This window comes from Streptomyces sp. DSM 42067, assembly GCF_055792885.1.
Map to the genome: position 1 here is coordinate 5,230,853 of NZ_CM147706.1, position 22,314 is coordinate 5,253,166.

The following is a 22,314-nucleotide window of genomic DNA, read 5'->3' on the forward strand; positions in this document are numbered from 1 at the left end:
GGTACGGCAGGAGCCCGGTCACCGCACGGTACCGGGCTCCGCCGAAGGCTCTGAATGAGCAAGTGTTTTCGGGCGCCGTCAGCTGCTGCTCTTGGACGCCTTGGGCGTCGCCGACTCCTTGGACGTGCCGGACGTGGCCTTGTCCGACGAGCCGTCACCGGGCTTCGCGGACGACGTGCCGTTGGCCGCGACCACGGCCTCCACGGCCTGCTCCGCGGCCTTCTGAGCGTCCTTCATCAGCTCGGTGGCGCTCGGCGTCTTCTCGCCCGCGAGCCCCGCACCGTTGTAGTCCAGCGTCACGACGACGTTCTCGACGCGGGCCACCACGGTCTGCTGCTTGAAGGTGCCCTCCTTCTTCTTCAGGTCGTAGCGCACGCCTGTCGCCTCGTCGCCCACGCCCTGCACCGGCGCCGACTTGACGTTCTTCGCGTCCTGCGTGCCCTGGGCTTCCTTCACCTGCTTGTCGAAGTACGCCTGCGCGAGCTTGTCGCCGCTGCCGCGGGTCGCGTCCGACTCGAAGCGCAGCAGCGACACATTGAGCCAGCGGAACTGCGAGCCCTTGACGCCGTTGTTGTCGAGGCTGGTCCACGCACACGTGCCGCGAAGGGAGGTGTCGTCCGACTTGCCTTCCTTGCCCGACTTGTCTTCCCGCTTCGGAACGAGCTCGTCGAGCGTCTTCTTCGTCAGCACCTTGCAGGGCTCGGGAAGGGAGTCGAACGCCGCCGCCTTCACGCTCGCTGCCGCGTCGCCCGCCGACGCCGACGCCGAGGCCTTCGCACCCGACTCCTTCGCCCCGTCGTCCCCGGAGCCGGAGTCGGAGGAGCAGCCGGAGGCGGCAAGGATCACCGGTACGGCGGCTGCGCAGGCAAGTATGCGGATGAGTCGCTGTGCTGGTCGGTGCATGGTTCCTTCACTCTGGAGATACCTCCCGGCGCGGGCCGGGGGAGCTCGATCGTGCTGTCGGGCAGTCGGTCCGGTGGGCCACGGTACGCCGAACGCGGCTGGGGGTGCTGCCCTTCACGTGAGCCGCGGCACCTGGCCCGGACGCCCGGAGCGGCCGTCAGTCGCTGAGCCGCTCGGCGAGCTTCTGCGCCAGTTTCTGTGCTCTGTCCTGCATTTCCCTGCTGTCCGGGACATCCATGATGGAGGCCGGCTGCTCGTCGTACTCGATCGTCACGATCACGTTCGACGTGCGGAATGCCACAGTCACGGTGCGGTGCCGGGCCGTCGAGGTGGACGCGGTGAGGACGTCGTCGAGGAACGCCTCGTCCCCCAGATCGTCGAGGAAGCGCGGCTCGAGCCCGTCGGTCGCGGAGCCGTCGTCGGAGGAAGAGGGCGCGGACGAGGGCGCGGACGAGGATGCGGAGCCCGAGGCCGAGTCGGACCCCGCGTCGGGCGAGGCGGAGTCGGCGTCCACCGTGGAGGCCGAGGGCGAGGAACTCGCCTTCTCCTCACGGGGATCGGCGGGCTCCGGAAGGTTCGCCGCATCCTCCTTCGTGGCGAAGACCGCCTGGGCGCGGGTGTCGTCGCTGACGGTCGCGTCGTACGACACGACACGCTCGAAGTCGACGTGGAGATGGTGGGTGGCGTCGGCCGACTCCACCTTCCAGCGGCAGCCCACGCGCCGGTCGGTGTCGTACGTCACCGTGGCCGTGCCGTCGTAGGCCTTCTCCTGCTGCTCCTCGTCCGTCATCTCCTTGATGCCGGGCAGCAGCGAGTCCAGCGTGCCGTGGTCGAGCGCACCGCATGGCTCGGGAAGCGTGCGGTACTTGCCGGGCCGGGCGGCCGAGGCCGAGGTGCCCGTCGCGCCCGGCTTCGAGTCGGTGGCCTCCTCGCCGCTGCCGGAGCTGCTGGTGCAGCCGGCGAGCAGTGCCGCGAGGAGCGCGGCGACACCCGGTACGTACGCCTTCCGCTGCACGTGGTGGCTCCTCTCGACACGGCTGTGAACCGGATATTGGGTTGCCGCCCCTGGGCGGCCGGTGAACACAATGTGTATCGCACGCACCGCCGTGAACGCCGGTCCGGTATCCCTTTTGCCGACCTTGGCTCCGGTATTTGCGATTAATGGACTTCTTTTGCTTTTGCTCAACTACGGGGGAATGAGGACGATATGTCGTATGTAGAGGTTCCGGGTGCGAAGGTACCCATTCGGATGTGGACGGACCCGGCCTCGGTCGAGGGTGTCGCACTCCAGCAGCTCCAGAACGTCGCCACGCTTCCGTGGATCAAGGGCCTCGCCGTCATGCCGGACGTCCACTACGGCAAGGGTGCGACCGTCGGCTCGGTCATCGCAATGCGCGACGCGGTGTGCCCGGCGGCGGTCGGTGTGGACATCGGCTGCGGGATGTCGGCGGTCCGTACCTCGCTGACGGCCAACGACCTGCCGGGCGACCTGTCGCGGCTGCGGTCGAAGATCGAGCAGGCGATTCCCGTCGGGCGGGGCATGCATGACGACCCGGTGGATCCGGGCCGGCTGCACGGGTTCGCCACCGCGGGGTGGGACGACTTCTGGGAGCGGTTCGGCGGGGTCGCCGAGGCGGTGAGGTTCCGCCAGGAGCGGGCGGCCAAGCAGATGGGTTCGCTTGGCTCGGGCAATCACTACATCGAACTTTTGCTCGATTCCAATGGTTCTGTGTGGCTCACGCTGCACTCCGGATCTCGGAACATCGGCAAGGAGCTCGCCGAGCACCACATCGGTGTGGCCCAGAAGCTGCCGCACAATCAGGGCCTGGTCGACCGCGACCTCGCCGTCTTCGTCGCGGACACCCCTCAGATGGCGGCTTACCGCAACGACCTGTTCTGGGCCCAGGAGTACGCGAAGTACAACCGCACGATCATGATGGCGCTCCTGAAAGACGTGGTCCGCAGGGAGTTCAAGAAGGCGAAGGTCACGTTCGAGCCGGAGATCTCCTGCCACCACAACTACGTGGCGGAGGAGCGGTACGACGGCATGGACCTGCTCGTGACCCGCAAGGGCGCGATCCGCGCCGGCTCCGGCGAATATGGGATCATTCCCGGCTCGATGGGCACCAGCTCCTACATCGTGAAGGGCCTTGGCAATGAGAAGGCTTTCAACTCGGCCTCGCACGGCGCAGGGCGGCGGATGAGCCGCAACGCGGCCAAGCGGCGCTTCTCGACGAAGGACCTGGAGGAGCAGACGCGGGGCGTCGAGTGCCGTAAGGACTCCGGCGTGGTGGACGAGATCCCGGGCGCGTACAAGCCGATCGAGCAGGTCATCGACCAGCAGAAGGACCTGGTGCAGGTCGTCGCGAAGCTCAAGCAGGTCATCTGCGTGAAGGGCTGACGTCCAGCACCACGTGACCGACGGGACCCGGACTCTGCAGTCCGGGGCCTTGCTGCGAGCTCGGGGTGTCAGAGCTGGTTGCAAAGCGGCACGGTAGGGATACGTGAGCGCTCTGGAGCTCGATCGAGTCAGCCCATGCCCAGGCGAGGCCGCGAGGCTATGGCCGGCTCAGGAGACGATGCCGGGGCTCAGGAGACGATGCCGGCCGTCCCGCCGCCGCCGGTGGCGACTCCGCCGCGCGGCCTGGGTGCGGAGAAGGGGAGCGCGTCCGGTCGGCATGTTGCTCCGGCCGGAGGGAGGGTGCCGTCGATGAAGTAGCGGCTTTCGTACTCGTTGACGCAGCTGCTGGGGTTGAGCAGTGCGGAATGCCCGTACCCGTTGTTGGTGAGCAGGCGGGCGTTGGCCAGTTCTCTGACCATGGCCTGCGCGCCCGAGTAGGGAGTTGCGGGGTCGTAGGTGGTGCCGACCACCAGGACGGGGTGCGCCGTCGGCTTGTTCCACGGGCCGCGGTAACGGTCGGCGGCGACCGCCGGCCAGGTGGCACACGGCTCCGCGGCCCAGGTCCAGAAGCGTCCGGTGTCGCCCGCGCGGATGGCGCCGGCCTCCTCCAGGGCGTGATAGACCCCTGGGTCACGCGGATTGGGGCTGTCGGAGCAGAGCACGGCACTCGCCTGTTCATCGCCGGTGTACGGATTCGGGACCGGCGGTTCCGGGAGGGGGGAGGGCTGCTGCGGGACGCGGCCCTGCCACAGGTCCTGCAGCCTGCCGGCGAGCTCCGTCCATCCCGGGTGGACGACGTCGAGGCCGCTCACTGCGTCGCCAACCGTCCTGCCGTAGGTCCACGCGCCGACCGGATGCTCCCGGAGGCGCTGCATCAGCTGGTCGAACTTGTCCCGGGTCGCTTTCGGGCTGCCGGCGGAGAAGGCGCAGCGGGCGGTGGTCGTGGAGCCGCACAGGGCGAGGAACTGGTCCAGGATCGCGGCGGCGCCGAGGTCTGCGCCCATGCGCAGGAATATCGGGAGCCGGGGGTCGTCGTTGGACGCGTGGTTCGTCCAGGCCTGCGGGTCGACGTTGCTGTCGAGGGTCATGGCGCGGACCTTGCCGGGGAAGAGGTTGGCGTAGGTGGCGCCGAGGAACGAGCCGTACGAGATCCCGAGGTAGGTGAGTTGTGCGTCGCCCACCGCCTGGCGGAGCTGGTCGAGGTCGCGAGCGGTGTCGGCGGTCGACACATGGCGCAGAAGCTCAGGGTCGCGTTGCCGGCAGAGGCGGGCCAGATCCTTGAATGCGGCGATCCAGGTCTTCCGCTCCTGTTCGCCGACCGGGAAGCCGGCCGGTTTGCCCGCAACCCAGGCGTCGGCATCCTCGGGACTCTCGAAGCAGTTCACCGCGGTGCTGTTGCCGACCCCGCGGGGGTCCCAGCTGACGATGTCGAACCGCTCCCGTACCTCCCGCGGGAAGAACTCGTAATTCTGCGGCATCTGGACCGTTCCCGGCCCGCCGGGTCCGCCGGGGTTGAAGAACAGGGTGCCGATACGCCGTCCGGGGCCGGTTGCCTTCCGTTTCACGACCGCCAGTTCGATGGTGCGGCCGCGGGGGTTGCGGTAGTCCAGCGGCACCTTCGCGGTCGCGCAGTCGAACTGTCTGCCCTGAACGCAGGGTTTCCAGTCCAGCTTCGAGGCGGGCACCGAAGGTGTCGGTGTACCGCCGGCCGCGGCGATGTGAGGCCCGGTCAGTGCCGTCGAGCACATCACCACTGCGGCGATGACCGCGGCACACCTCCGACGGCCCGCTATCGGACCAGGTATGTGCATGCCTTGTCCTTTCACGGCTGAGAGCCCGACGCCCCCCCCATGCGCTGGGCGTCGGCACGCATCCGTGTCAACAACACCGCGGTCCGGGAACGCGCGCGAGCCAACCGCAGCCGAATGGCAACAGAGAGGGTCCGGGGCGCCTTCTCAGCGACCGGCTGACGGTGGCATCGAAGGGCCCCGGAACGCTTGCCGTTCCGGGGGCCCTTTCGTCTGCGGAGCTCTGCGCGGGATCTACCAGGTCACGGGCAGCTCGATCGGGAAGCGCCGGATGGTCTCCGTGTCCCAGCGCACCTCCTCGGCGGGCACGGCAAGGCGCAGGTCCGGGAAGCGCTCCACCAGCCGTCCGATGGTCACCTCCAGCTCCGCCATCGCCAGTGGTGCGGCGATGCAGCGGTGGCCGCCCCAGCCGAAGGTCATGTGCGGTGTGGGCGGCCGGTTCGGGTCGATGGTGTCGGGGTCCGTGAACCGCTTGGGATCGCGGTTCGCCGTCAGATACGACACATGGACGAAGTCGCCCTTCCGGATCCGCACTCCGCCCATCTCGACGTCCTCCAGCGCCACCCGGGGAATGCCGACGCCCTTGCGGAACGGGATGTAGCGCAGCAGCTCGTCGAGGACGGCCGTCAGGGTCTCCGGCCGGCTCCTGAGCTGCTCCATCAGCTCGGGGCGGGTGAGGAGGAGATAGGAGATGTCGCTGATCTGGCAGGTGGCCGTGTCGTGCCCGCTGAGCATCAGCGTCAGCGCCATGACGGCCAGTTCCTGGTCGTCGAGTGCGTCCTCGCCGTCCTTGGCCGCGGCCAGCGCGCTGATCAGGTCGTCGCCCGGGTTCTTCCGCCGCTCGGCGACCAGCCCGCCGAAGTACTCGCGCAGCTCCGCCTTGGCGGTCGCCGCGGTCTCACGGCTGTCCGGACCGGTGGAGAGCAGCTGATGCGCGTACTCCTGCATCCGGGGCCGGTCCTCCGGAGCGATTCCGAGCACCTCGCAGATGGTGTGCTGGGGGAGCCGGTCCGAGAGATGGCGTACCAGATCCGCCGGCGGTCCCTGCTGGGCCATCTCGTCGAGCAGGGTGTCCACGAGCCCCAGGATCGACTGGCGCATCCGCTCCACATGCCGGTTGGTGAAGGCCTGTGAGGCGAGATGCCGCAGCCGGGTGCTGCGGGGTGGGTCGATCACGTTGATCGACTCCGGGGAGACGATCGGCTCCGGCGTCAGCCGCGGATAGTCGTACCCCATGATCCCCGCCCGGCTGAACCGGTTGTCGGTGGTCACCTGCCGCACGTCGTCGAACCCGGTGACCAGCCACGCATCGCCTTCGCCGTACGGCAGCCGGATACGGGCGATGGAATCGCGCTCCATGAGCGCGGCGAGGGAGGGGTCGAACTCCATGCCCTCGCTGAAGTCGAACGGACATTTGATTGCTTTGCCGGTTTCGGTCATCGCGTACTACTCCCGTTCCAGGACGACGAGCGCGGCTGACGCGCATATGGACGGGCGGAAGACAGCCGCCTTCGCCGTTTTCCCGCATATGCCTTGTACGCGCTGCCAGAGCGTCGGACACCTCCGGGCGCCCTGATTGACCCGGTGGGAGTAGCCGAACGGGGGACCGAAGCGAACTGGTCCGTCTGCCGGCCCTACCGGCTCTGCCGGCTTTACCGGCTCAGAGTTCCCGGTGGACCTTCGTGTTGGAGGCCTGGGCGCGGGGGCGGAGGACCAGGAGGTCGACGTTGACGTGGCTGGGGCGGGTGACCGTCCAGGTGATGGTGTCGGCGACGTCGTCGGCGGTGAGGGGCTCGGCCACGCCCTCGTAGACCTTGGCGGCCCGGTCGGCGTCGCCGCGGTAGCGGGTCACCGCGAACTCGTCGGTCTTGACCATGCCGGGCGCGATCTCGATGACGCGGACCGGCTGGCCGACGATCTCCAGCCGGAGCGTCTCGGCGAGCACGTGTTCGGCGTGCTTCGCGGCCACGTAGCCGGCACCGCCCTCGTACGTCCTGTGGCCCGCGGTGGAGGAGAGGACGACGACCGTGCCGTCCCCGCTGGCGACCAGGGCGGGGAGCAGGGCCTGGGTGATGTGGAGGGTGCCGATGACGTTCGTCTCGTACATCTGGCGCCATTCGGCCGGGTCGCCGGTGGCCACGGGGTCGGCGCCGAGTGCGCCGCCCGCGTTGTTGATCAGCACCTCGACGTGGTCGAGCGACGCGGCGAAGGCGTCCACGGCCGCGCGGTCCGTGATGTCCAGCGCGTACGCCGTCGCCTGGTGACCGGCCTCGGTGAGTTCCGCCGCCAGCGTCTCGATGCGGTCCTTGCGGCGTGCGGTGAGGACGACGTGGAAGCCGGCCGCGGCCAGTCGACGTGCGGTTGCGGCGCCGATTCCGCTGCTGGCACCGGTGACGACGGCGATGCGGACGGAGGCGTTCGCGGCGGTCATGGGGCTGCTCCTTGACGTCGGGACTGTGGTCCGCGAGCCAGGATAGGTGGGCAGCGCAAGCGCTCGCGCAGGCGTCCGATCCATGGGCTGTTACCTGTTGTGGGCGGCGTTCCGCGACCGTTGTGGGCAGGCGTTCCGCGGGGCGATGGGGGTACCTCCCAGGCCCTTAAGGCACTGGGGGAGGGCGGGCACAACCCCCACGACGGCGGGTGCGTCGAGGCCTTGGGGTGCCAAGACGTCCGGGGCGCGGGCCGTCACCCTGTTGGACGACGCCCGCCGCGGGCGCGAGGTGGCATATATCGGGGTGACGTAGGGCTGCGCGAGGCGGAGGATCGGGATGCGGATCGTGCGAGCACTGGCCGCGGCAGCCGCAGGCATGACGGCGGCCGCGGCGACAACCACGGTGGCGGCCGCCCCCGCAGCAGCAGCCACACCCGAGGCCGACGTCGCCTACCACGGATACGTCGCCATGGTCCACGGCCAGGTAGGCCTCTGGCTGACCCCCCAGAACCACGGCCCGACGAACGTGCCCGACGCCACCGTCCGGCTGCGCTGGTCGTCGCCGCTCGCGGACCTTCAGCAGTTGCCGGGGCAGTGCGCGCGTGCCGGGGCCAGTACGGTGCTGTGCCGCACCGGCGCGCTCGAGGCCGGCGGCTTGGGCCGGCGGATCGTGATCGCGGTACGACTCGCGGGTGCGCCCTCCGAGGTGACCCTGCAGATCGACACCGTGTGGAGCGGCGGGGCAAGGGACAGGAACCCGCAGAACGACCGGCACAAGGTGCTGGCGCTGGACACCGGGGACTCCTACTACTTCTGACCGCGCGGCCGGCACAATCGCGGCGTCAGCCCCGCGCGTACGCCGTGGGCGGCACCCCCACCGTGGCCGTGAAGTCGCGGACGAGGTGGGCCTGGTCGGCGTAGCCGAGGTCCGCGGCGAGGGCGGCCCAGTCCACGGCCTGTTCCGACTCGGCCCGTTCCGACTCGGCCCTTTCCAGTGCCTCGTGGATCCGGTACCGCAGGATGATCCACTTCGGTCCCACGCCGACGTACGACGCGAAGAGCCGCTGGAGCGCCCGTACCGACAGCCCCTCCGCCCGGGCGAAGGCGGAGACGCGCCGGATCGTGCGGTCGGTGCGGATACGGTCGACCAAGGTCATCGCCAGGTCGGCCTGGGGGTCGGGGTCCGGACCGAGCCGCAGCAGGAGCGCGTCGAGAGCGGCCACGCGCGCGTGCTCGTCGTCGGGCCCGAGGACGGCCTCCGGGGCCTTGTCCAGGGTCCCGGCGTCGCCGGCGTCCGCGAACACGTCTTCGAGGGGCAGCCGCAGCCCGGTCCAGTCCGCGACCGGCCGCTCCGGTGCGAAGGGCCGGAAGCCGCCTGGCCGGAACTGCACCCCGCACACCCGCCCCCGGCCCTCGAGCTTCTTGCTGAACAGATCGAGCCCTATGCCCGCGACCTCGCCGGACGGCTCGCGGTCCCCGTATCGCTGGAAGACGACGTTCACGGACGGATGCGGCACCACGTGCGTGGCGTAGGGCTCGGGGAGGTCCCAGTCGATCAGCCAGTAGTGCTCCAGATAGGGGCGCAGCGGCTCGGCGGGCAGGTGGCGTCGGAAACGTACGCGGGACATCAGGCCCGAGGCGTCGACGATGCCGCGGGTGTCGCGGCGTGGCGTGGCGGCCATGGCCGGATGGTACGTGGGGCGAGGCGCCGCCGAGCCGTTGTCGCGTTTCTTCAAGCCGCCGGGGTCCGCCCCCTCGTACCGTCAGGGCATGAGCGACATCGACAGCCCTGCGTCCACCGTGACCGGCACGCACCCCGTCGGCGAGCTCCTCGGCGTGGCCGCCGAACGAGCCGTCCCCGTCGTCCGGGCCATCCCCGACGACCAGCTCACCGCCCCTACCCCCTGCGCGGACTACGACGTCCGGGGGCTGGTCGATCACCTCTTCCATGTGGTCGTGCAGTTCCGGGCGCTGGCGGCGAAGAAGCCCGCGGACTTCAGCAGTACCCCCGACCACGTCGGCGCCGGCCCCGACTGGCGTGAGCGGTTCGCCGAGGAGACGGAGCGGCTGGTGGCGGCGTGGTCCGCGACCGGGGCCGAGGAGGGCACCACCGGCGCGATGGGCCTTCCGGCGCGGACCGTCGGCTGCATGGTGCTGCTCGACCTGACGGTGCACGCGTGGGATCTGGCGCGCGCCACCGGCCAGGAGTACCGGGCCGATCCCGCGGCCACAGGAGTCCTGCACGCGCTCGGCGAGGCCGTCGCCGAGCTGGCGCCGACCGCCCGGAAGATGGGTTTCTTCGCCGATCCGGTCCCGGTGCCGGAGGAGGCCTCCGACTTCGAGCGGCTGCTGGGAGACACGGGGCGCGATCCGTCCTGGAGCCGTCCGTAAGGCTCGCTCGGTATCCGTATGCCGGGTCGGGGAATAGCCCCGGCCCCCTCACCGTTTGGCAAGTGTAGTTGAATCGTCAACCACCTGCGAAGGGTGATCAGCCATGCAGTTCGGCATCTTCAGCGTCGGCGACGTCACGCCAGACCCGACCACCGGCCGGACACCGACCGAGCACGAGCGCATCAAGGCGATGGTCGCGATCGCGCTGAAGGCAGAGGAGGTCGGGCTCGACGTCTTCGCGACCGGCGAGCACCACAACCCGCCGTTCGTCCCGTCGTCCCCGACCACGATGCTCGGCTACATCGCCGCCCGGACGGAACGGCTGATCCTCTCCACCTCCACGACCCTGATCACCACCAACGACCCGGTGAAGATCGCCGAGGACTTCGCGATGCTCCAGCATCTGGCGGAGGGCCGGGTCGACGTGATGATGGGCCGCGGCAACACCGGCCCGGTCTATCCGTGGTTCGGACAGGACATCCGCCAGGGCATACCGCTCGCCATCGAGAACTACGCGCTGCTGCACCGCCTGTGGCGCGAGGACGTCGTGACGTGGGAGGGCCGCTTCCGTACGCCGCTGCAGTCCTTCACCTCGACGCCGCGGCCGCTCGACGGGGTCCCGCCCTTCGTCTGGCACGGCTCCATCCGCTCCCCGGAGATCGCCGAACAGGCCGCGTACTACGGCGACGGCTTCTTCCACAACAACATCTTCTGGCCGAAGGAGCACACCCAGAAGATGGTCGAGCTCTACCGCACGCGGTACGCGCACTACGGCCACGGCACCCCCGAGCAGGCCATCGTCGGCCTCGGCGGCCAGGTGTTCATGCGGAAGAACTCGCAGGACGCGGTGCGGGAGTTCCGGCCGTACTTCGACAACGCGCCGGTGTACGGGCACGGGCCCTCGCTCGAGGACTTCAGCGAGCAGACCCCGCTGACCGTGGGCTCCCCGCAGCAGGTCATCGAGCGGACCCTGTCCTTCCGCGACTACGTCGGCGACTACCAGCGCCAGCTGTTCCTGATGGACCACGCGGGCCTGCCGCTCAAGACCGTCCTCGAACAGCTCGACATGCTCGGCGAGGAGGTCGTGCCGGTACTGCGCGAGGAGTTCGCCAAGGGCCGCCCGGCCGAGGTGCCGGACGCGCCGACGCATGAGGCGCTCGTCGCCGCCGCCCGCGCCGCCGAGGCGGCTGAGGAGAACCAGGAGGTGACGAGGGTATGAAGCTCGTCGTCGTATCGGCCGGACTGAGCGTCCCGTCGTCCACCCGGCTGCTCGCCGACCGGCTGGCGGCCGCGACCGTGGAACGGCTTCCGGCGGACATGGACCTCCAGGTCGTCGAACTGCGCGACCTGGCCGTGGAGATCGCGCACAACTTCGTCACCGGCTTCCCCGGCCCGGCGCTGAGCCGCGCCATCGACGCGGTGACGGGTGCGGACGGCCTGATCGTCGTCACGCCGGTCTTCACCGCTTCGTACAGCGGCCTCTTCAAGTCGTTCTTCGACGTGATCGACAAGGACGCGCTCGACGGGAAGCCGGTCCTGATCGCGGCGACCGGCGGCACGCCACGCCACTCGCTCGTGCTCGAGCACGCGCTGCGCCCGCTCTTCGCCTATCTGCGGGCCGTCGTCGTGCCGACGGCGGTGTACGCCGCGTCCGAGGACTGGGGCGCGGACGGCCTCGCGGCCCGGATCGAACGGGCGGGTGCGGAGCTCGCGGTGCTGGTGGGGGCGGTGGGGCCGGTTCGGGGCCTGGCGGAGCCGGTGCCCGTGCCTCGTACGCGGCCGGCGGGCGAGGACATCGCTGGTACGCCCGGTCCGACGCTGGACGGATCGGCTGAGGAACCGGAACCGCGACCGGGACCGGAACCGGAAGCGGTCGATCGGCCCGTCAACGGTTCGGCGGACGACAAGCCGCTGGAAGTGATCCCCTTCGAGCAGCAATTGGCGGCGCTGCGGGTCGGCTGAACGGGCGCGGGCGGCGCGGTGGGCCGGGATGGCGCGGTCAGCTTGGCGACCAGCGCCGTCGCGGCCCTCACCGCTGCGACGGCTGCGACGGCTGCTACGGCCGCGACCGCTGCTACGGCTGCGACGGCGCGCGCCAAGCCGTCCAGCCGCCGGTGCCCGGCAGCGCGTGCGGGGTCCAGGCGAGGGCGTAGTGGGGAGGGCGATGGCCGCCGACAGTGAGTACGACGGCCGGCTGCCGACCTGCCCGTCGCAGCAGCTCCCGCGTGGTGACGGACTGGTTGTTGCCGCTCGTCTCCGCGGAGGCGCAGCCCGCGTCGTACGCCACCGGGAGCGCCCGCGGACCTGTGACCAGGCATGGCGCGTGCAGGCCGAGGGCGTGCAGGTCGTCGGCGGCCAGCCGGTAGCGGTGGTCGACGGCGGCCGTCTCGGCTGTCAGATGCTCCAGCAGGGCGTACTGGGAGCCGAGTTGCCCGGCGACGGCGAGGGCGACGACGGCTGCGACAGGGGTGCCGGCGCGCGCGGCCCGGAGCAGGAGTGCCGCGACGGGGAGGGCGAGCAGCGCGTACGACGGCAGCAGGAAACGCGGGGCGAAGTAGCCGAGCAGCAGGAGATACGGCACGGCGAGTGACGCGGCGCAGGCCACGGGGACGGCGGTGACCGCGAACGGACGGGCCGCGTCAGCGGGCCGGGGGAGCCGGCCCCCGGTGCGCTCGTCGGTGCCGCCCCTTGCGCGGCGGCGGTCTGCGAACGCGACCATGAGCGCCGCGGCGGTGAGCAGGGGCAACGCCAGCCACCAGACGGTGAGTTCGGGATGGCGGAGGGGGACCGTGCAGGGTCGGCACAACTCGGGGCCGTTGAGGGCGCGCCATGCGTTGCCGAGGTTGAGGTGCGGGCTCATACCGCCCTCGGTGGCGCCGGAGATGCGAAGCCGCTGCGGGATTCCGCCGAACCGGACGTACGCCTCGACCACCCACTGGACGCTGCCTGCGGCGAGCCCGCCGAGCACCCAGGGGAGCGTGCGGCGCCGTTCGCGTACGAGGACGGCGGTGCCGATAAGGGGGAGGGCGAGCCAGCCCGCGTCCGGCAGGCGTACGAGGGCGGTGGCGGCGAGGCAGCCGGCCATCCACCAGGGCGCATACCGCTGCCCGGGCACCGGCGTCCGGCCGGGCACCCGAATCCGGCCGGGCACCCCCGTCCGCAGGAACCAGCCGGTCGTGGCGACCGCGCCCAGCGCTACCCACAGGTTGGGCATGGCCTGCGGACCGTACAGGTCGGTCGTCCACAGGCCCGCGAACAACAGCGCGGCGAGCGCCGTCGTGCCCGGCCCGACGAGGGGCCGCCAGACCCGGAACGCCGCGTACAGCGCGGCCGCCGACAGCACCGCCAGCACGATCCGCAGGACGAAGGGGTCCGAGGTCACAGCGAGCACGGGGGCCACCAGCACGCTCGTGCCGCGCGAGCGCGGGGCGCTGAAGTACGCGGCAGGGGCGCGCGGGTCGACCTGGGAGACGTAGACGCCCTCGTCCCAGCCGAGCGCGTGCCCGATGTGCGGGACGACGGCGGTGAGCTGGACGGTGGCGTACGCGACGGCGACGAGGCCGAGCCAGGGGGCGGGCCGACGCCGGAGCGTGGCGGGGAACCGCCGACGGCGCGTTCCGCCCGAGGGGCCCGCGGGGTCGGCGGCCCTCGTGCCCTGACCTGCGGAGACCGTGACGATCGCGGTCCGGCCGGTGGCGGCTGGGTGGTCGACGCTTGAGGAGAGGCCGGTGGCGGCTGGGTGGTCGACACCCGTGGCCCGGCCTGCGCTCGCGCTGCCCCCGACTCGCGCGGTGTACCCCGTTTTCATCTCGCCCCTCCCCGCAGCGTCGACCGCATCCCGGCACACCCTGGCCCCCGCGGGTAAGCCGGCACACCGGCCCAGGTGAGAGCCCGGTGAGAAGAGGGCCACCGGGGCTCTCGTCAGGACGCAACGGCCGACCCTCTTGGCACACTGGGGCCGTGTCCCACACCGCGCCGGACCCCGTACCCGACCTCGTGCCCGACCCCGCACCGGAACTCGCGTCCGAGCCGGGGTCCGAACCCCCGCCCGCGCCGGCGTCCGAGCCCGCGCCCCACACCGTGCTGCTCGCCGAGGACGACCGCGCCATCCGGCATGCCCTCGAGCGGGCGCTGACGCTGGAGGGATACGAGGTCACCGCGGTCGCCGACGGCGTCGAGGCGCTCGCCCAAACGCATCGGAGGCAGCCGGACGTCCTTGTGCTGGACGTGATGATGCCGGGCATCGACGGCCTGCAGGTGTGCCGCGTACTGCGCGCGGAGGGCGACCGTACGCCGATCCTGATGCTCACCGCGCGCGTGGAGACCGCCGACCGCATAGCCGGCCTGGACGCGGGCGCCGACGACTACGTGGTCAAGCCCTTCGACGTGGAGGAGGTCTTCGCCCGGCTGCGGGCCCTGCTGCGACGCACCGGAAGCGGCACGCTCCCGCCCGGGCACGGCTCCCAGCCCCTCGCACCCGACGGCCGGCGCGTACCCGGACGCGTACACGACGGCCAGGCCGTGGTGGTGGCAGACCTCCGCATCGACCCGCCGGCCAGACGCGCGTGGCGTGGGGCGCGCGAACTCGAACTGACGAGGACCGAGTTCGACCTGCTGGAACTGCTCGCCCGCAACACGGGCATCGTCCTCGACCACTCGACGATCTACGACCGCATCTGGGGCTACGACTTCGGCCCCGGCTCCAAGAACCTCGCCGTGTACGTCGGATACCTGCGGCGCAAGATGGACGAACCGGGGCGGCCCCCGCTGATCCACACCGTGCGGGGAGTCGGCTACGTCCTCAGAGAGGACTGAGATGCTCCCCGGCAGCCGGTCGCCGTCCTCCCTGCGCACCACCTTCGCGGTGTCGTTCGCGGCCGTGGCCGCTGCCGTGACCGTGCTCATCGGTTTTCTCAGCTACGACGCGGCGGCCCGGCTGGTGCGCGTCGACCAGCAGGCGGTGTTCGACGAGGTCGTGCACGATCTGCGCGAGCAGGTGGGTCGGCGCACGCTCACACCCGACGACTTCATCTCCGGGGACCGGGACCACGACGGCCCGCGCGACGACCTGATCAGGCACACGCGCACCAACGTGCAGGTACTCGAGCCCGGCGGCCGGATCGTGGACAGGGGGAGTCCGCCCCTGCCCGTCGGCGCCGACGACCGGCGGACCGCCGAGGCCCGGAAGGCGGGCACGAGGAACGTGCACGACGAGGTGGAGGTCGGCGAGGACCGGTACCGCCTCGTGACTGTGGCGCTCGGCGGCGGCCGCGGCGCCGTGCAGGTCGCTCAGGAGTTCAGCGATACGGAGGACCTGCTGCGGGAGCTCCAGAAACGCACGGTCGCCCTCGTCGCCGCGATCGTCGTGGCCGCCGGGCTGTTCGGCTGGTGGCTGGCCCGGCGCATCACCGGCCGCCTCGTACGGCTGACCGACGTCGCCGAGGGCGTGGCGCGGACCGGGCGTCTCGACACCCAGGTGCCGGTCGCCGGACGGGACGAAGTGGCCCGGCTCGGCCGCGCCTTCGACCGCATGCTGGGGCGGCTCGCGCGGTCCGTCGACGACCAGCGGCGCCTCGTCCAGGACGCGGGCCACGAACTCCGTACGCCGCTCACCTCCCTGCGTACGAACATCTCGCTGCTGCGCCGTATCGAGGAGCTCCCGCCCGGCGCCCGCGAGGAGCTCGTCGCGGACCTGGCGGAGGAGTCCCGCGAACTCACCGACCTGGTCAACGAGTTGGTGGACCTCGCCGCCGGACAGCAGGACGACGAGCCGGTGGTGGAGGTGGCGCTCGGTGAGGTGGCGGAGGACGTCGCGGGGGCGGCCCGACGCCGTACCGGCCGGGTGGTCACCGTGCAGGTGGTCCCCGATGACATGGCGAGCACGGTCGTCGAGGGCCGGCCCGCCGCTCTCCAGCGGGCGGTCTCCAACCTCGTGGAGAACGCCGCCAAGTTCGACCCCGGTGGTACGGCTCCCATCGAGATCGTCGTCACCGGAGCGGCGGAGGCGGCCGGCAACGCACGCGTCGAGGTACGCGACCGCGGCCCCGGAATCGCCGAGGCGGACCTGACGCGCGTCTTCGACCGCTTCTACCGCGCCCCCGACGCCCGGGGCCTGCCCGGCTCCGGCCTGGGCCTCTCGATCGTCCGCGAGGTGGCCGCATCCCACGGCGGCACCCCGTTCGCCCGGCGTCGGGCGGGGGGTGGGGCGGTGATCGGGTTCACGGTGGGGAAGCCCGGCCGGCTTGCTGTGTGAGTACGGCATCCAGGCAGGTCGCGTACGCCCATGACCGAGGTGCGCTCAGGCCGAGCCGGCGCCCGCGTCGGCACGCGCGCCCGCGCCCCAGCGGCCGAGCACCGGTTCGCCGAGCCTGCGCGCCGGCCAGCACAGGGTCTGCCTGTGCCGCGCGAAGAGCTCGTCGCGGGAGCCGAAGTGCCCGAGGTCCACCAGCACCTGGGCCGACAGATCGCACCCGGCCCCCGACATACCGCAGCCGGGCGCCCCGTCCCAGTCCACCGCCGTGCGCGCCACGGCATCGAAGAGCGTCTCGCCACCCCGGTTGGTGAACTCGCCGCCCCCGGAGCCGCTGAGCTCCGCCAGGCTCCCGAACAGCTCGGCGATCGGCACCCACTCCTGCTCAAGCAGGAACTCGGGCCAGGCCAGCAGCACATGCTCCGGCACAAACGGCTTGAACCGGGGGAAGCGCGGATACCAGAACGCTCCGTCCACGAGCAGCCCGCGGACCCGCGTCGGTACGCCGACCGCGCGGGCGACCGATTCCAGTACGGCCATCCGCTGGCTGCACGAACCACGGCCCAGCCGCAGGGTATGTGAGGCCCGACGCCGCTCCTCGACCGAGTACACGGGACGCACGCGCCGCGCGATGATCCCGTGCGCGACCTGCAGCAGCGCGCGCGGGCTGGTCGCGCCCCGCGCCGCGGCCTCCCGCCGCACCGAGGTCACGAGGCCTGCGAGAGTCGGATGCTCCCAGTCCAGGATGGGAGTGGGCTGAACGGACCCGTCCGCGCCCACCGTTTCCTCGGCCATCCCCGCTTCTTCCGTACGCAGGTCCGCGCGCCCGCACGGCATAAGCAAGCGACTGGTCACGCCCCCACCCCCACCTTGTTCGGCGGCCGACCACGACCATCATCACACGCACGACCGACGGCGACCGTGACCGGAAACTCAGTTGAGACGAAGGGTCGGTTGACCCAAGCTGCCTGCAATGGGCGCTATCAAGATGCATGCCGACGAGATCCAAACCGATGTCGCTCTCGTACGTCGCCTGCTCGCAGGGCAGTTACCGCAGTGGGCCGATCTGCCGATCGAGCCGGTCGCGTCGTACGGCACCGACCACGACATCTACCGGCTCGGTGACCACCTGTCTGTTCGGCTGCCCCGTATCGGATGGGCCACCGAGCAGGCGGCGAGGGAGGCGGAGTGGCTGCCCAGGCTCGCACCGCACCTGCCGCTCGCCCTTCCGGTGCAACTGGCGCAGGGACACCCGGCGGAGGGCTACCCCTACGACTGGTCGGTGTACGAGTGGCTGCCCGGCGAGAACGCGAACGGCACGATCGACGACCTGGACCGGGCGGCGGTTGATCTGGCGGCCTTTGTGAAGGCGCTACGCCGGGTCGACACGACGGGAGCCCCTCCGCGGCCTCCCCGCGGGCGAGGCGGACCACTCGCCGAACACGACGAGCGGGTTCGCCGGTCGATCGAAGAGCTCGGCAACCGAATCGACGGCGCGGCCGCCCTCCGCTCCTGGGAGGAGTCGCTGGACGCCCCGGCATGGGACGGCGAGGAGACCTGGCTGCACGGCGACCTGCTGCCCGGCAACCTCCTCGTCGTCGACGGCCGCCTGTCGGCGGTGATCGACTTCGGCACCCTCAACGTAGGCGACCCCGCCTGCGACCTGCTGCCCGCATGGAACGTCTTCACAGCCAGCAGCCGCACGCGATACCGGTCCGAACTCGCCGTCGACGACGCGTCCTGGCTACGCGGCCGCGGCTGGGCCCTCTGCCAGGCCGTGGTGGCACTGCCGTACTACTGGGACACGAACCCGGGGATGATCCGCCAGGCGTCGCATGCGTTGGCGGAGGTTCTCGGGGCGGTTCGCAGTGAGGGACCGCGGTGATCACGCCGCGGGCGTGCTGAGCCGGCCGGACTTTATGCCGAGGATGAGGTGGGCGAGGGGGAGGGGGGTTGTGGTGAGGCGGGTGGCGGGGGTGTCGCTTTCGCGGAGGTGGATCAACTGGGCGCGGAATGCGGCCAGTTCGATGCAGTCATTGCCTTCACCTCCGCCGGAGAAGGACGACTTCTGCCACTCCGCGGGGGCGGTCATGGCTTCCCTCACAGTTCTTTGGCCAACCGGTGGATGAGGTCACGCGACTTCTCGGGGGTGAGCGATACTCCCTCTACCCTACGAAAGAGCTTTCGAAAGTGCTCCAGTTGGGCCTCGGAATCGAGAAACGCGGTGCCGTGTGGAGCGTCGCGCACCACGGTGTCCAGGCGAGGCACTGCTCCGCCCAGGTGCACCATCGTGCTTCCAGCTCCTGCGAAGTTGTCCAAGTCGAAGGGTACGACTCGCACGATCACGTGGTCGGCTTCGGACATCTCCAGGATGCGGGTGAGTTGAGCCCGTGACACGGTGCGGTCACCGACCCTGATGCGGAGCGCCGCTTCGTGGATCACGGTCTTGTACGGGATGGCACCGGGGTATTCGATGATCACCTTTCGCCTCATCCTGTGGCTCACCCGAGGCTCCAGCTCGCTCTCCGGGAACTCGGGGTTCATGTAGGAGAACAGGGCGCGTGCGTAGTCCTCGGTCTGGAGAAGCCCGGGTACGTGGGTGACCGCCACATCGCGACGAGACGTCGCATGATGATCCAGTTCGGAAAGGTCCAGGTACGACGTGGGCAGAATCCCCCGGTAATCCTCCCACCATCCTCGGGTTCGATCGGTGGCCATGGCCACCAGAGCTTCGATCAACTCGATGACAGAGCACGCGTAATTGGCGGCGAGGCGACGGACGCGTTCCTCGCTCACGCCGAAGGGCCCCGCGGCTCTACGCCTGTGCTGGCGGGACGGAGTCCTGCGCATCGGTACCTGGGATGCCGACCCCAAACCACCTTCGTCCGTGCCGGAGCCGGCGCACGGCGTCGACGCGGAGACGGGCCGCGGCCTCGAACTCGTCCGAGCTTGCGCCGACGACTGGGGCTGGCATCCGCTCGCCCAGGGCGGCGACCGGGGCAAGTACGTGTGTGTGACCTCGGTGCGGCGTGGTGCGTTGATCCCGTCGGACAGTAAGGAGAGTCGATGGTCAGCTCGTCGCATGAATCGCTGCATCAGTGCTTTCGCAAGGAGACAGCGGAGATGATCCGCAACTTCCAGCGTCTGTTCCATGTCCCGTTCCCCGAGCCGCGCGACATTGCGGTCCTGAACACGGACTTAACGGAGATCGAGCCGATCGAGCGCCGTGTGGACAGCCTGGTGAGGTTGGACACCGACGAGGGCAGCTTTCTGCTGGTGCTGGAGGCGCAGGGCAAGAAGGACGAGGCCAAACGGGGTAGCTGGGCCTACTACCTCAGCTACCTCTACGCGAAGTACCGCTGTGAACCGGTGCTGATCGTCATGTCTCAGAGCAGTTCTACCGCCCATTGGGCCGCCCGGCCCATCCGGCTCGGCTTGCCGGGCTGGACCTCGCTGATGGTGCGGCCTCTGGTCCTCGGGCCGGACAACGTGCCGGTGATCACGGACGAGAAGGAGGCAGCGCAGGATGTCTCACTCGCGGTGTTCTCGGCGATTACGCATGGTAGAGGGCCGGGTGTCGCTGCGATACTGAGACCACTTGCGGCGGCTCTGGAGACCGTTGACACCGACAGCGCGGCGGTGTTCGCGCAACTGGTCGAGTCAGGCCTGGTGGATGCCCAGGCGAAGAAGATCTGGAGGGAGCTGATGATGCCGGTGAACTACTTCTTCCGTCACCCGGTCGCCGAGAAGGTCCGGGAAGAGGGCATCGAACTGGGCGTGGAGAAGGAGCGCGCGTCGATGGTCCTCAGGATCCTTGACTGGCGTGGCATTGAAGTGCCCGAATCCGTCCGTGAGCGGGTGACCGCCTGCACCGATCTGGACCGTCTCGACGCCTGGGCGCAGCGGGCCGTCCACGCGACTTCCGCGACGGAGCTGTTCGATGGCGACGGAGCCTGACAAGTAGGGCGGCCGCCGCGAGCGCGACCGGACTCCATGGACGCTGCCTCCGCACTCCGACTCGCCAGTCGATGCACTTCCCGAAAGTAGTTTTGCAAAAATTCTTTTGGAAAATGCCCAGTTGGCTCTACGCTCCGGTCATGGCCAGCGAAGAGCACAAGCGCGTACTCGATCCTGAGCGGGACGCGGCAGCCCTGAAGGCTCTCACGCACCCGTTGCGTATCCGGCTGCTCGGGCTGCTGCGGCAGGACGGCCCAGCCACCGCAAGCGAACTCGCGGTCAGGACAGGGGAGTCGTCCGGTTCCACCAGTTATCACCTACGGGTGCTGGCGAAGTATGCGTTCGTCGCCGAGGCCGAACACCGTGACGGCCGGGAGCGTCGCTGGCAGGCAGTGCATTCCCTGACTGCATGGAGCAACACAGCAATGGAAGCCTCGCCCGACAGCCGCGCCTTCGTCGGCTTCGCGCGCAGGCGCCAGATCGAGCACCTGGAGGCGTCTCTCGCCCGGCATGAAGAGGACGTCGCCCACGGGCGGCTGGGCCAGGAGTGGGTGGAGCCGTCCGGGATCAGCGACCTGATGCCCAGCCTCACCCCGGAATCGCTCACCGAGCTCTGGGAGGCCTTCGAGCGGAAGTTGGAGGAACTGACGGCCCGTGATGCGCGAGATCTCCGTGCCGCGCAGGTCGTGCTGCTCACCGCTGGGTTGCCCCTCGCACCGCGTGACCGAGGCTCTGAGCCGGACGACTCCGAGCCGGACGACTCCGAGCCGGTTAACTCCGGTTCCGCGGGCGCAGCCGTCGAGGGTGCATCGTGATCCAGCCGTTGGACCTACGCACCACACGCCGCCGCTACGTGACGGTCTGTGCGCTCTTCTGGCTTCCGGTGGGCCTGGGCATCGCTCCCCTGATCCTGCTGTTCACCGAGCGCGGGATGCCCCTTGTCGCCGTCGCCGGGTTCTTCGCCGCGCACTCTCTGACCGCCGCAGCGCTGGAACTGCCCACCGGAGGACTGTCCGACGTCCTCGGACGCCGTACCGTCCTCGCCGCAGCCGGCCTGATGAACCTGACCGCCCTCACTCTCCTGGGACTGGGGACCACGCCCTGGGCGCTCACCCTCGGCATGATCCTCATGGGTGCGGGCCGTGCGCTGTCCAGCGGACCTGCCGAAGCCTGGTACGTCGACACCGTCCAGGCGCACTCCGGCCCCGACGCCGAACTGCGTACCGGACTTGCCCGCGGCAGCTCCGCGACATCGGCCTCGCTCGCAGTCGGCACCCTGCTCGGCGGCGCCGTTCCCTGGCTGTTGGGGCTCGGCCCCGACGTCGGCGCCCGACTGAGCGAAGCAACCTCTGAGCTGGTGCTTCCCCTTTCCGTCCCGATTCTGCTGGGCGCAGCAGTCGAGATCGCCTTCGTGGCGTATGTCCTGGCCGCGCTGCGCGAGCCGCCCCGGCCGACGGTGACCCTCCGTGACGTACTACGAGGCATCCCCGCCACCATTGCGGGCGGCCTGCGACTGGGCGGACGCGACGCGCTGGTCCGGCGGGTGCTCCTCACGGCGGGGGCAGCCGGCAGCGCGCTGGCGGCGATCGAACTGTTCACGCCGGGCCGTGCGGCAGCTCTCACGGGCGCACCGGAGTCGGGTGCGGTCCTCTACGCCTCACTCGCGTGCGCCGGATTCGTCTGCTCGGCCGTCGGGAGCCACCTCGGACCCCTCATCGCCCGGCTCGCCGGGAGCGGCGAGCGTGCGGTCCTGGTGAGCCTTGGCGCCGGCGCGAGCGGCCTACTTCTCCTCGGCGCCACCGCTACGTCCACGGGCGGGTTGTCCTTGGTTGCCGCGGCCATCGGCTACGGCCTCGTCTACCTCGGCCTCGGCGCGGCGGAACCGAGCGAAAAGGACCTCCTGCACCGCCGGGTCGCGTCTTCTGGCCGCTCCACCGTTCTGTCCGTCCAGTCCCTCGCCCTGCAGCTGGTGGGCGCCCTGACCGGTTTGGCGGTAGGTGCCCTGCCGCCTGGCCCGTTGCCCTGGCTGGTCGGGGGTGCCGTGCTGCTGGCAGGAGCCCTTCTGTGGATTCGCCGCAACGCGCGCACACCGCCGACCGTCGCGGCCGCGCCCCAGCCGCACAACGTGTCGTCATCCTGACCGGTACCCGGCGAGTTCAGCCCGGGGGCGGCC

Annotated in this window: 21 protein-coding genes; 11 read left to right on the top strand and 10 right to left on the bottom strand. The window is 70.5% G+C overall.

What is annotated here, in order from left to right:
- Positions 1 to 78 precede the first annotated feature (78 nt).
- Complete coding sequence (locus tag ACSMXV_RS24000; RefSeq protein WP_473173349.1) at positions 79 to 903, bottom strand: DUF3558 domain-containing protein; 825 nt, start codon at positions 901 to 903, stop codon at positions 79 to 81.
- A gap of 157 nt (positions 904 to 1,060) precedes the next feature.
- A complete protein-coding gene (locus tag ACSMXV_RS24005; RefSeq protein WP_473173350.1) occupies positions 1,061 to 1,918 on the bottom strand; it encodes a DUF3558 domain-containing protein in 858 nt (285 codons plus the stop codon).
- Positions 1,919 to 2,110: 192 nt separating this feature from the next.
- Here ACSMXV_RS24005 and ACSMXV_RS24010 point away from each other — a divergent pair, with 192 nt between their 5' ends.
- Positions 2,111 to 3,304 (top strand): RtcB family protein, encoded by a 1,194-nt coding sequence (locus tag ACSMXV_RS24010; RefSeq protein ID WP_473173351.1) that lies wholly within the window; start codon positions 2,111 to 2,113, stop codon positions 3,302 to 3,304.
- Between the two features lie 188 nt (positions 3,305 to 3,492).
- On the opposite strand, the gene ACSMXV_RS24015 is transcribed toward ACSMXV_RS24010, so the two are convergent.
- The 3 genes from ACSMXV_RS24015 to ACSMXV_RS24025 form a co-directional block, all read right to left on the bottom strand.
- A complete protein-coding gene (locus ACSMXV_RS24015) occupies positions 3,493 to 4,989 on the bottom strand; it encodes an alpha/beta hydrolase (RefSeq protein WP_473173352.1) in 1,497 nt (498 codons plus the stop codon).
- Between the two features lie 357 nt (positions 4,990 to 5,346).
- Positions 5,347 to 6,552 (bottom strand): cytochrome P450, encoded by a 1,206-nt coding sequence (locus ACSMXV_RS24020; protein ID WP_473173353.1) that lies wholly within the window; start codon positions 6,550 to 6,552, stop codon positions 5,347 to 5,349.
- Between the two features lie 220 nt (positions 6,553 to 6,772).
- Complete coding sequence (locus ACSMXV_RS24025; protein ID WP_473173354.1) at positions 6,773 to 7,543, bottom strand: SDR family NAD(P)-dependent oxidoreductase; 771 nt, start codon at positions 7,541 to 7,543, stop codon at positions 6,773 to 6,775.
- A gap of 337 nt (positions 7,544 to 7,880) precedes the next feature.
- Between ACSMXV_RS24025 and ACSMXV_RS24030 the strand changes: the two genes are divergently transcribed.
- Positions 7,881 to 8,360 (top strand): hypothetical protein, encoded by a 480-nt coding sequence (locus ACSMXV_RS24030; RefSeq protein WP_473173355.1) that lies wholly within the window; start codon positions 7,881 to 7,883, stop codon positions 8,358 to 8,360.
- Positions 8,361 to 8,385: 25 nt separating this feature from the next.
- On the opposite strand, the gene ACSMXV_RS24035 is transcribed toward ACSMXV_RS24030, so the two are convergent.
- Positions 8,386 to 9,225 (bottom strand): DUF6597 domain-containing transcriptional factor, encoded by an 840-nt coding sequence (locus tag ACSMXV_RS24035; RefSeq protein WP_473173356.1) that lies wholly within the window; start codon positions 9,223 to 9,225, stop codon positions 8,386 to 8,388.
- An 88-nt stretch (positions 9,226 to 9,313) separates the two neighbouring features.
- On the opposite strand from ACSMXV_RS24035, the gene ACSMXV_RS24040 reads away from it, so the two are divergent.
- From ACSMXV_RS24040 to ACSMXV_RS24050, 3 genes are all read left to right on the top strand, one after another.
- The gene (locus ACSMXV_RS24040; protein WP_473173357.1) at positions 9,314 to 9,934 is read left to right on the top strand and encodes a TIGR03086 family metal-binding protein; all 621 of its coding nucleotides are present in this window, start codon (positions 9,314 to 9,316) and stop codon (positions 9,932 to 9,934) included.
- A gap of 103 nt (positions 9,935 to 10,037) precedes the next feature.
- Complete coding sequence (locus ACSMXV_RS24045) at positions 10,038 to 11,153, top strand: LLM class flavin-dependent oxidoreductase (RefSeq protein ID WP_473173358.1); 1,116 nt, start codon at positions 10,038 to 10,040, stop codon at positions 11,151 to 11,153.
- Entirely contained in the window at positions 11,150 to 11,896 is a 747-nt protein-coding gene (locus ACSMXV_RS24050) for an FMN reductase (protein ID WP_473173359.1), read from the top strand. The genes ACSMXV_RS24045 and ACSMXV_RS24050 overlap by 4 nt, the downstream gene beginning before the upstream one ends.
- 112 nt (positions 11,897 to 12,008) lie before the next feature.
- On the opposite strand, the gene ACSMXV_RS24055 is transcribed toward ACSMXV_RS24050, so the two are convergent.
- Positions 12,009 to 13,742, bottom strand: a complete 1,734-nt coding sequence (locus ACSMXV_RS24055; protein ID WP_473173360.1) for a hypothetical protein — start codon at positions 13,740 to 13,742, stop codon at positions 12,009 to 12,011.
- Between the two features lie 272 nt (positions 13,743 to 14,014).
- Here ACSMXV_RS24055 and ACSMXV_RS24060 point away from each other — a divergent pair, with 272 nt between their 5' ends.
- Positions 14,015 to 14,749: a response regulator transcription factor gene (locus ACSMXV_RS24060; RefSeq protein WP_473179050.1), complete on the top strand. Its 735-nt coding sequence runs from the start codon at positions 14,015 to 14,017 to the stop codon at positions 14,747 to 14,749.
- Between the two features lies 1 nt (position 14,750).
- The gene (locus ACSMXV_RS24065) at positions 14,751 to 16,187 is read left to right on the top strand and encodes a HAMP domain-containing sensor histidine kinase (RefSeq protein ID WP_473173361.1); all 1,437 of its coding nucleotides are present in this window, start codon (positions 14,751 to 14,753) and stop codon (positions 16,185 to 16,187) included.
- Between the two features lie 45 nt (positions 16,188 to 16,232).
- Here the strand turns inward: ACSMXV_RS24065 and ACSMXV_RS24070 are convergent, their stop codons facing one another.
- Complete coding sequence (locus ACSMXV_RS24070) at positions 16,233 to 17,039, bottom strand: transglutaminase domain-containing protein (RefSeq protein WP_473173362.1); 807 nt, start codon at positions 17,037 to 17,039, stop codon at positions 16,233 to 16,235.
- Positions 17,040 to 17,157: 118 nt separating this feature from the next.
- Between ACSMXV_RS24070 and ACSMXV_RS24075 the strand changes: the two genes are divergently transcribed.
- Positions 17,158 to 18,069 (top strand): aminoglycoside phosphotransferase family protein, encoded by a 912-nt coding sequence (locus ACSMXV_RS24075; RefSeq protein WP_473173363.1) that lies wholly within the window; start codon positions 17,158 to 17,160, stop codon positions 18,067 to 18,069.
- Here the strand turns inward: ACSMXV_RS24075 and ACSMXV_RS24080 are convergent, their stop codons facing one another.
- Complete coding sequence (locus ACSMXV_RS24080; protein ID WP_473173364.1) at positions 18,070 to 18,276, bottom strand: DUF397 domain-containing protein; 207 nt, start codon at positions 18,274 to 18,276, stop codon at positions 18,070 to 18,072.
- Between the two features lie 8 nt (positions 18,277 to 18,284).
- Positions 18,285 to 19,034, bottom strand: a complete 750-nt coding sequence (locus tag ACSMXV_RS24085; protein WP_473173365.1) for a DUF5753 domain-containing protein — start codon at positions 19,032 to 19,034, stop codon at positions 18,285 to 18,287.
- Between the two features lie 216 nt (positions 19,035 to 19,250).
- On the opposite strand from ACSMXV_RS24085, the gene ACSMXV_RS24090 reads away from it, so the two are divergent.
- From ACSMXV_RS24090 to ACSMXV_RS24100, 3 genes are all read left to right on the top strand, one after another.
- A complete protein-coding gene (locus ACSMXV_RS24090; RefSeq protein ID WP_473173366.1) occupies positions 19,251 to 20,141 on the top strand; it encodes a hypothetical protein in 891 nt (296 codons plus the stop codon).
- 140 nt (positions 20,142 to 20,281) lie between these two features.
- Entirely contained in the window at positions 20,282 to 20,956 is a 675-nt protein-coding gene (locus tag ACSMXV_RS24095; RefSeq protein WP_473173367.1) for a helix-turn-helix domain-containing protein, read from the top strand.
- Positions 20,956 to 22,281 (top strand): MFS transporter, encoded by a 1,326-nt coding sequence (locus tag ACSMXV_RS24100; RefSeq protein WP_473179051.1) that lies wholly within the window; start codon positions 20,956 to 20,958, stop codon positions 22,279 to 22,281. Before ACSMXV_RS24095 ends, ACSMXV_RS24100 begins: the two co-directional genes overlap by 1 nt.
- The last annotated feature ends 33 nt before the right edge of the window (positions 22,282 to 22,314 follow it).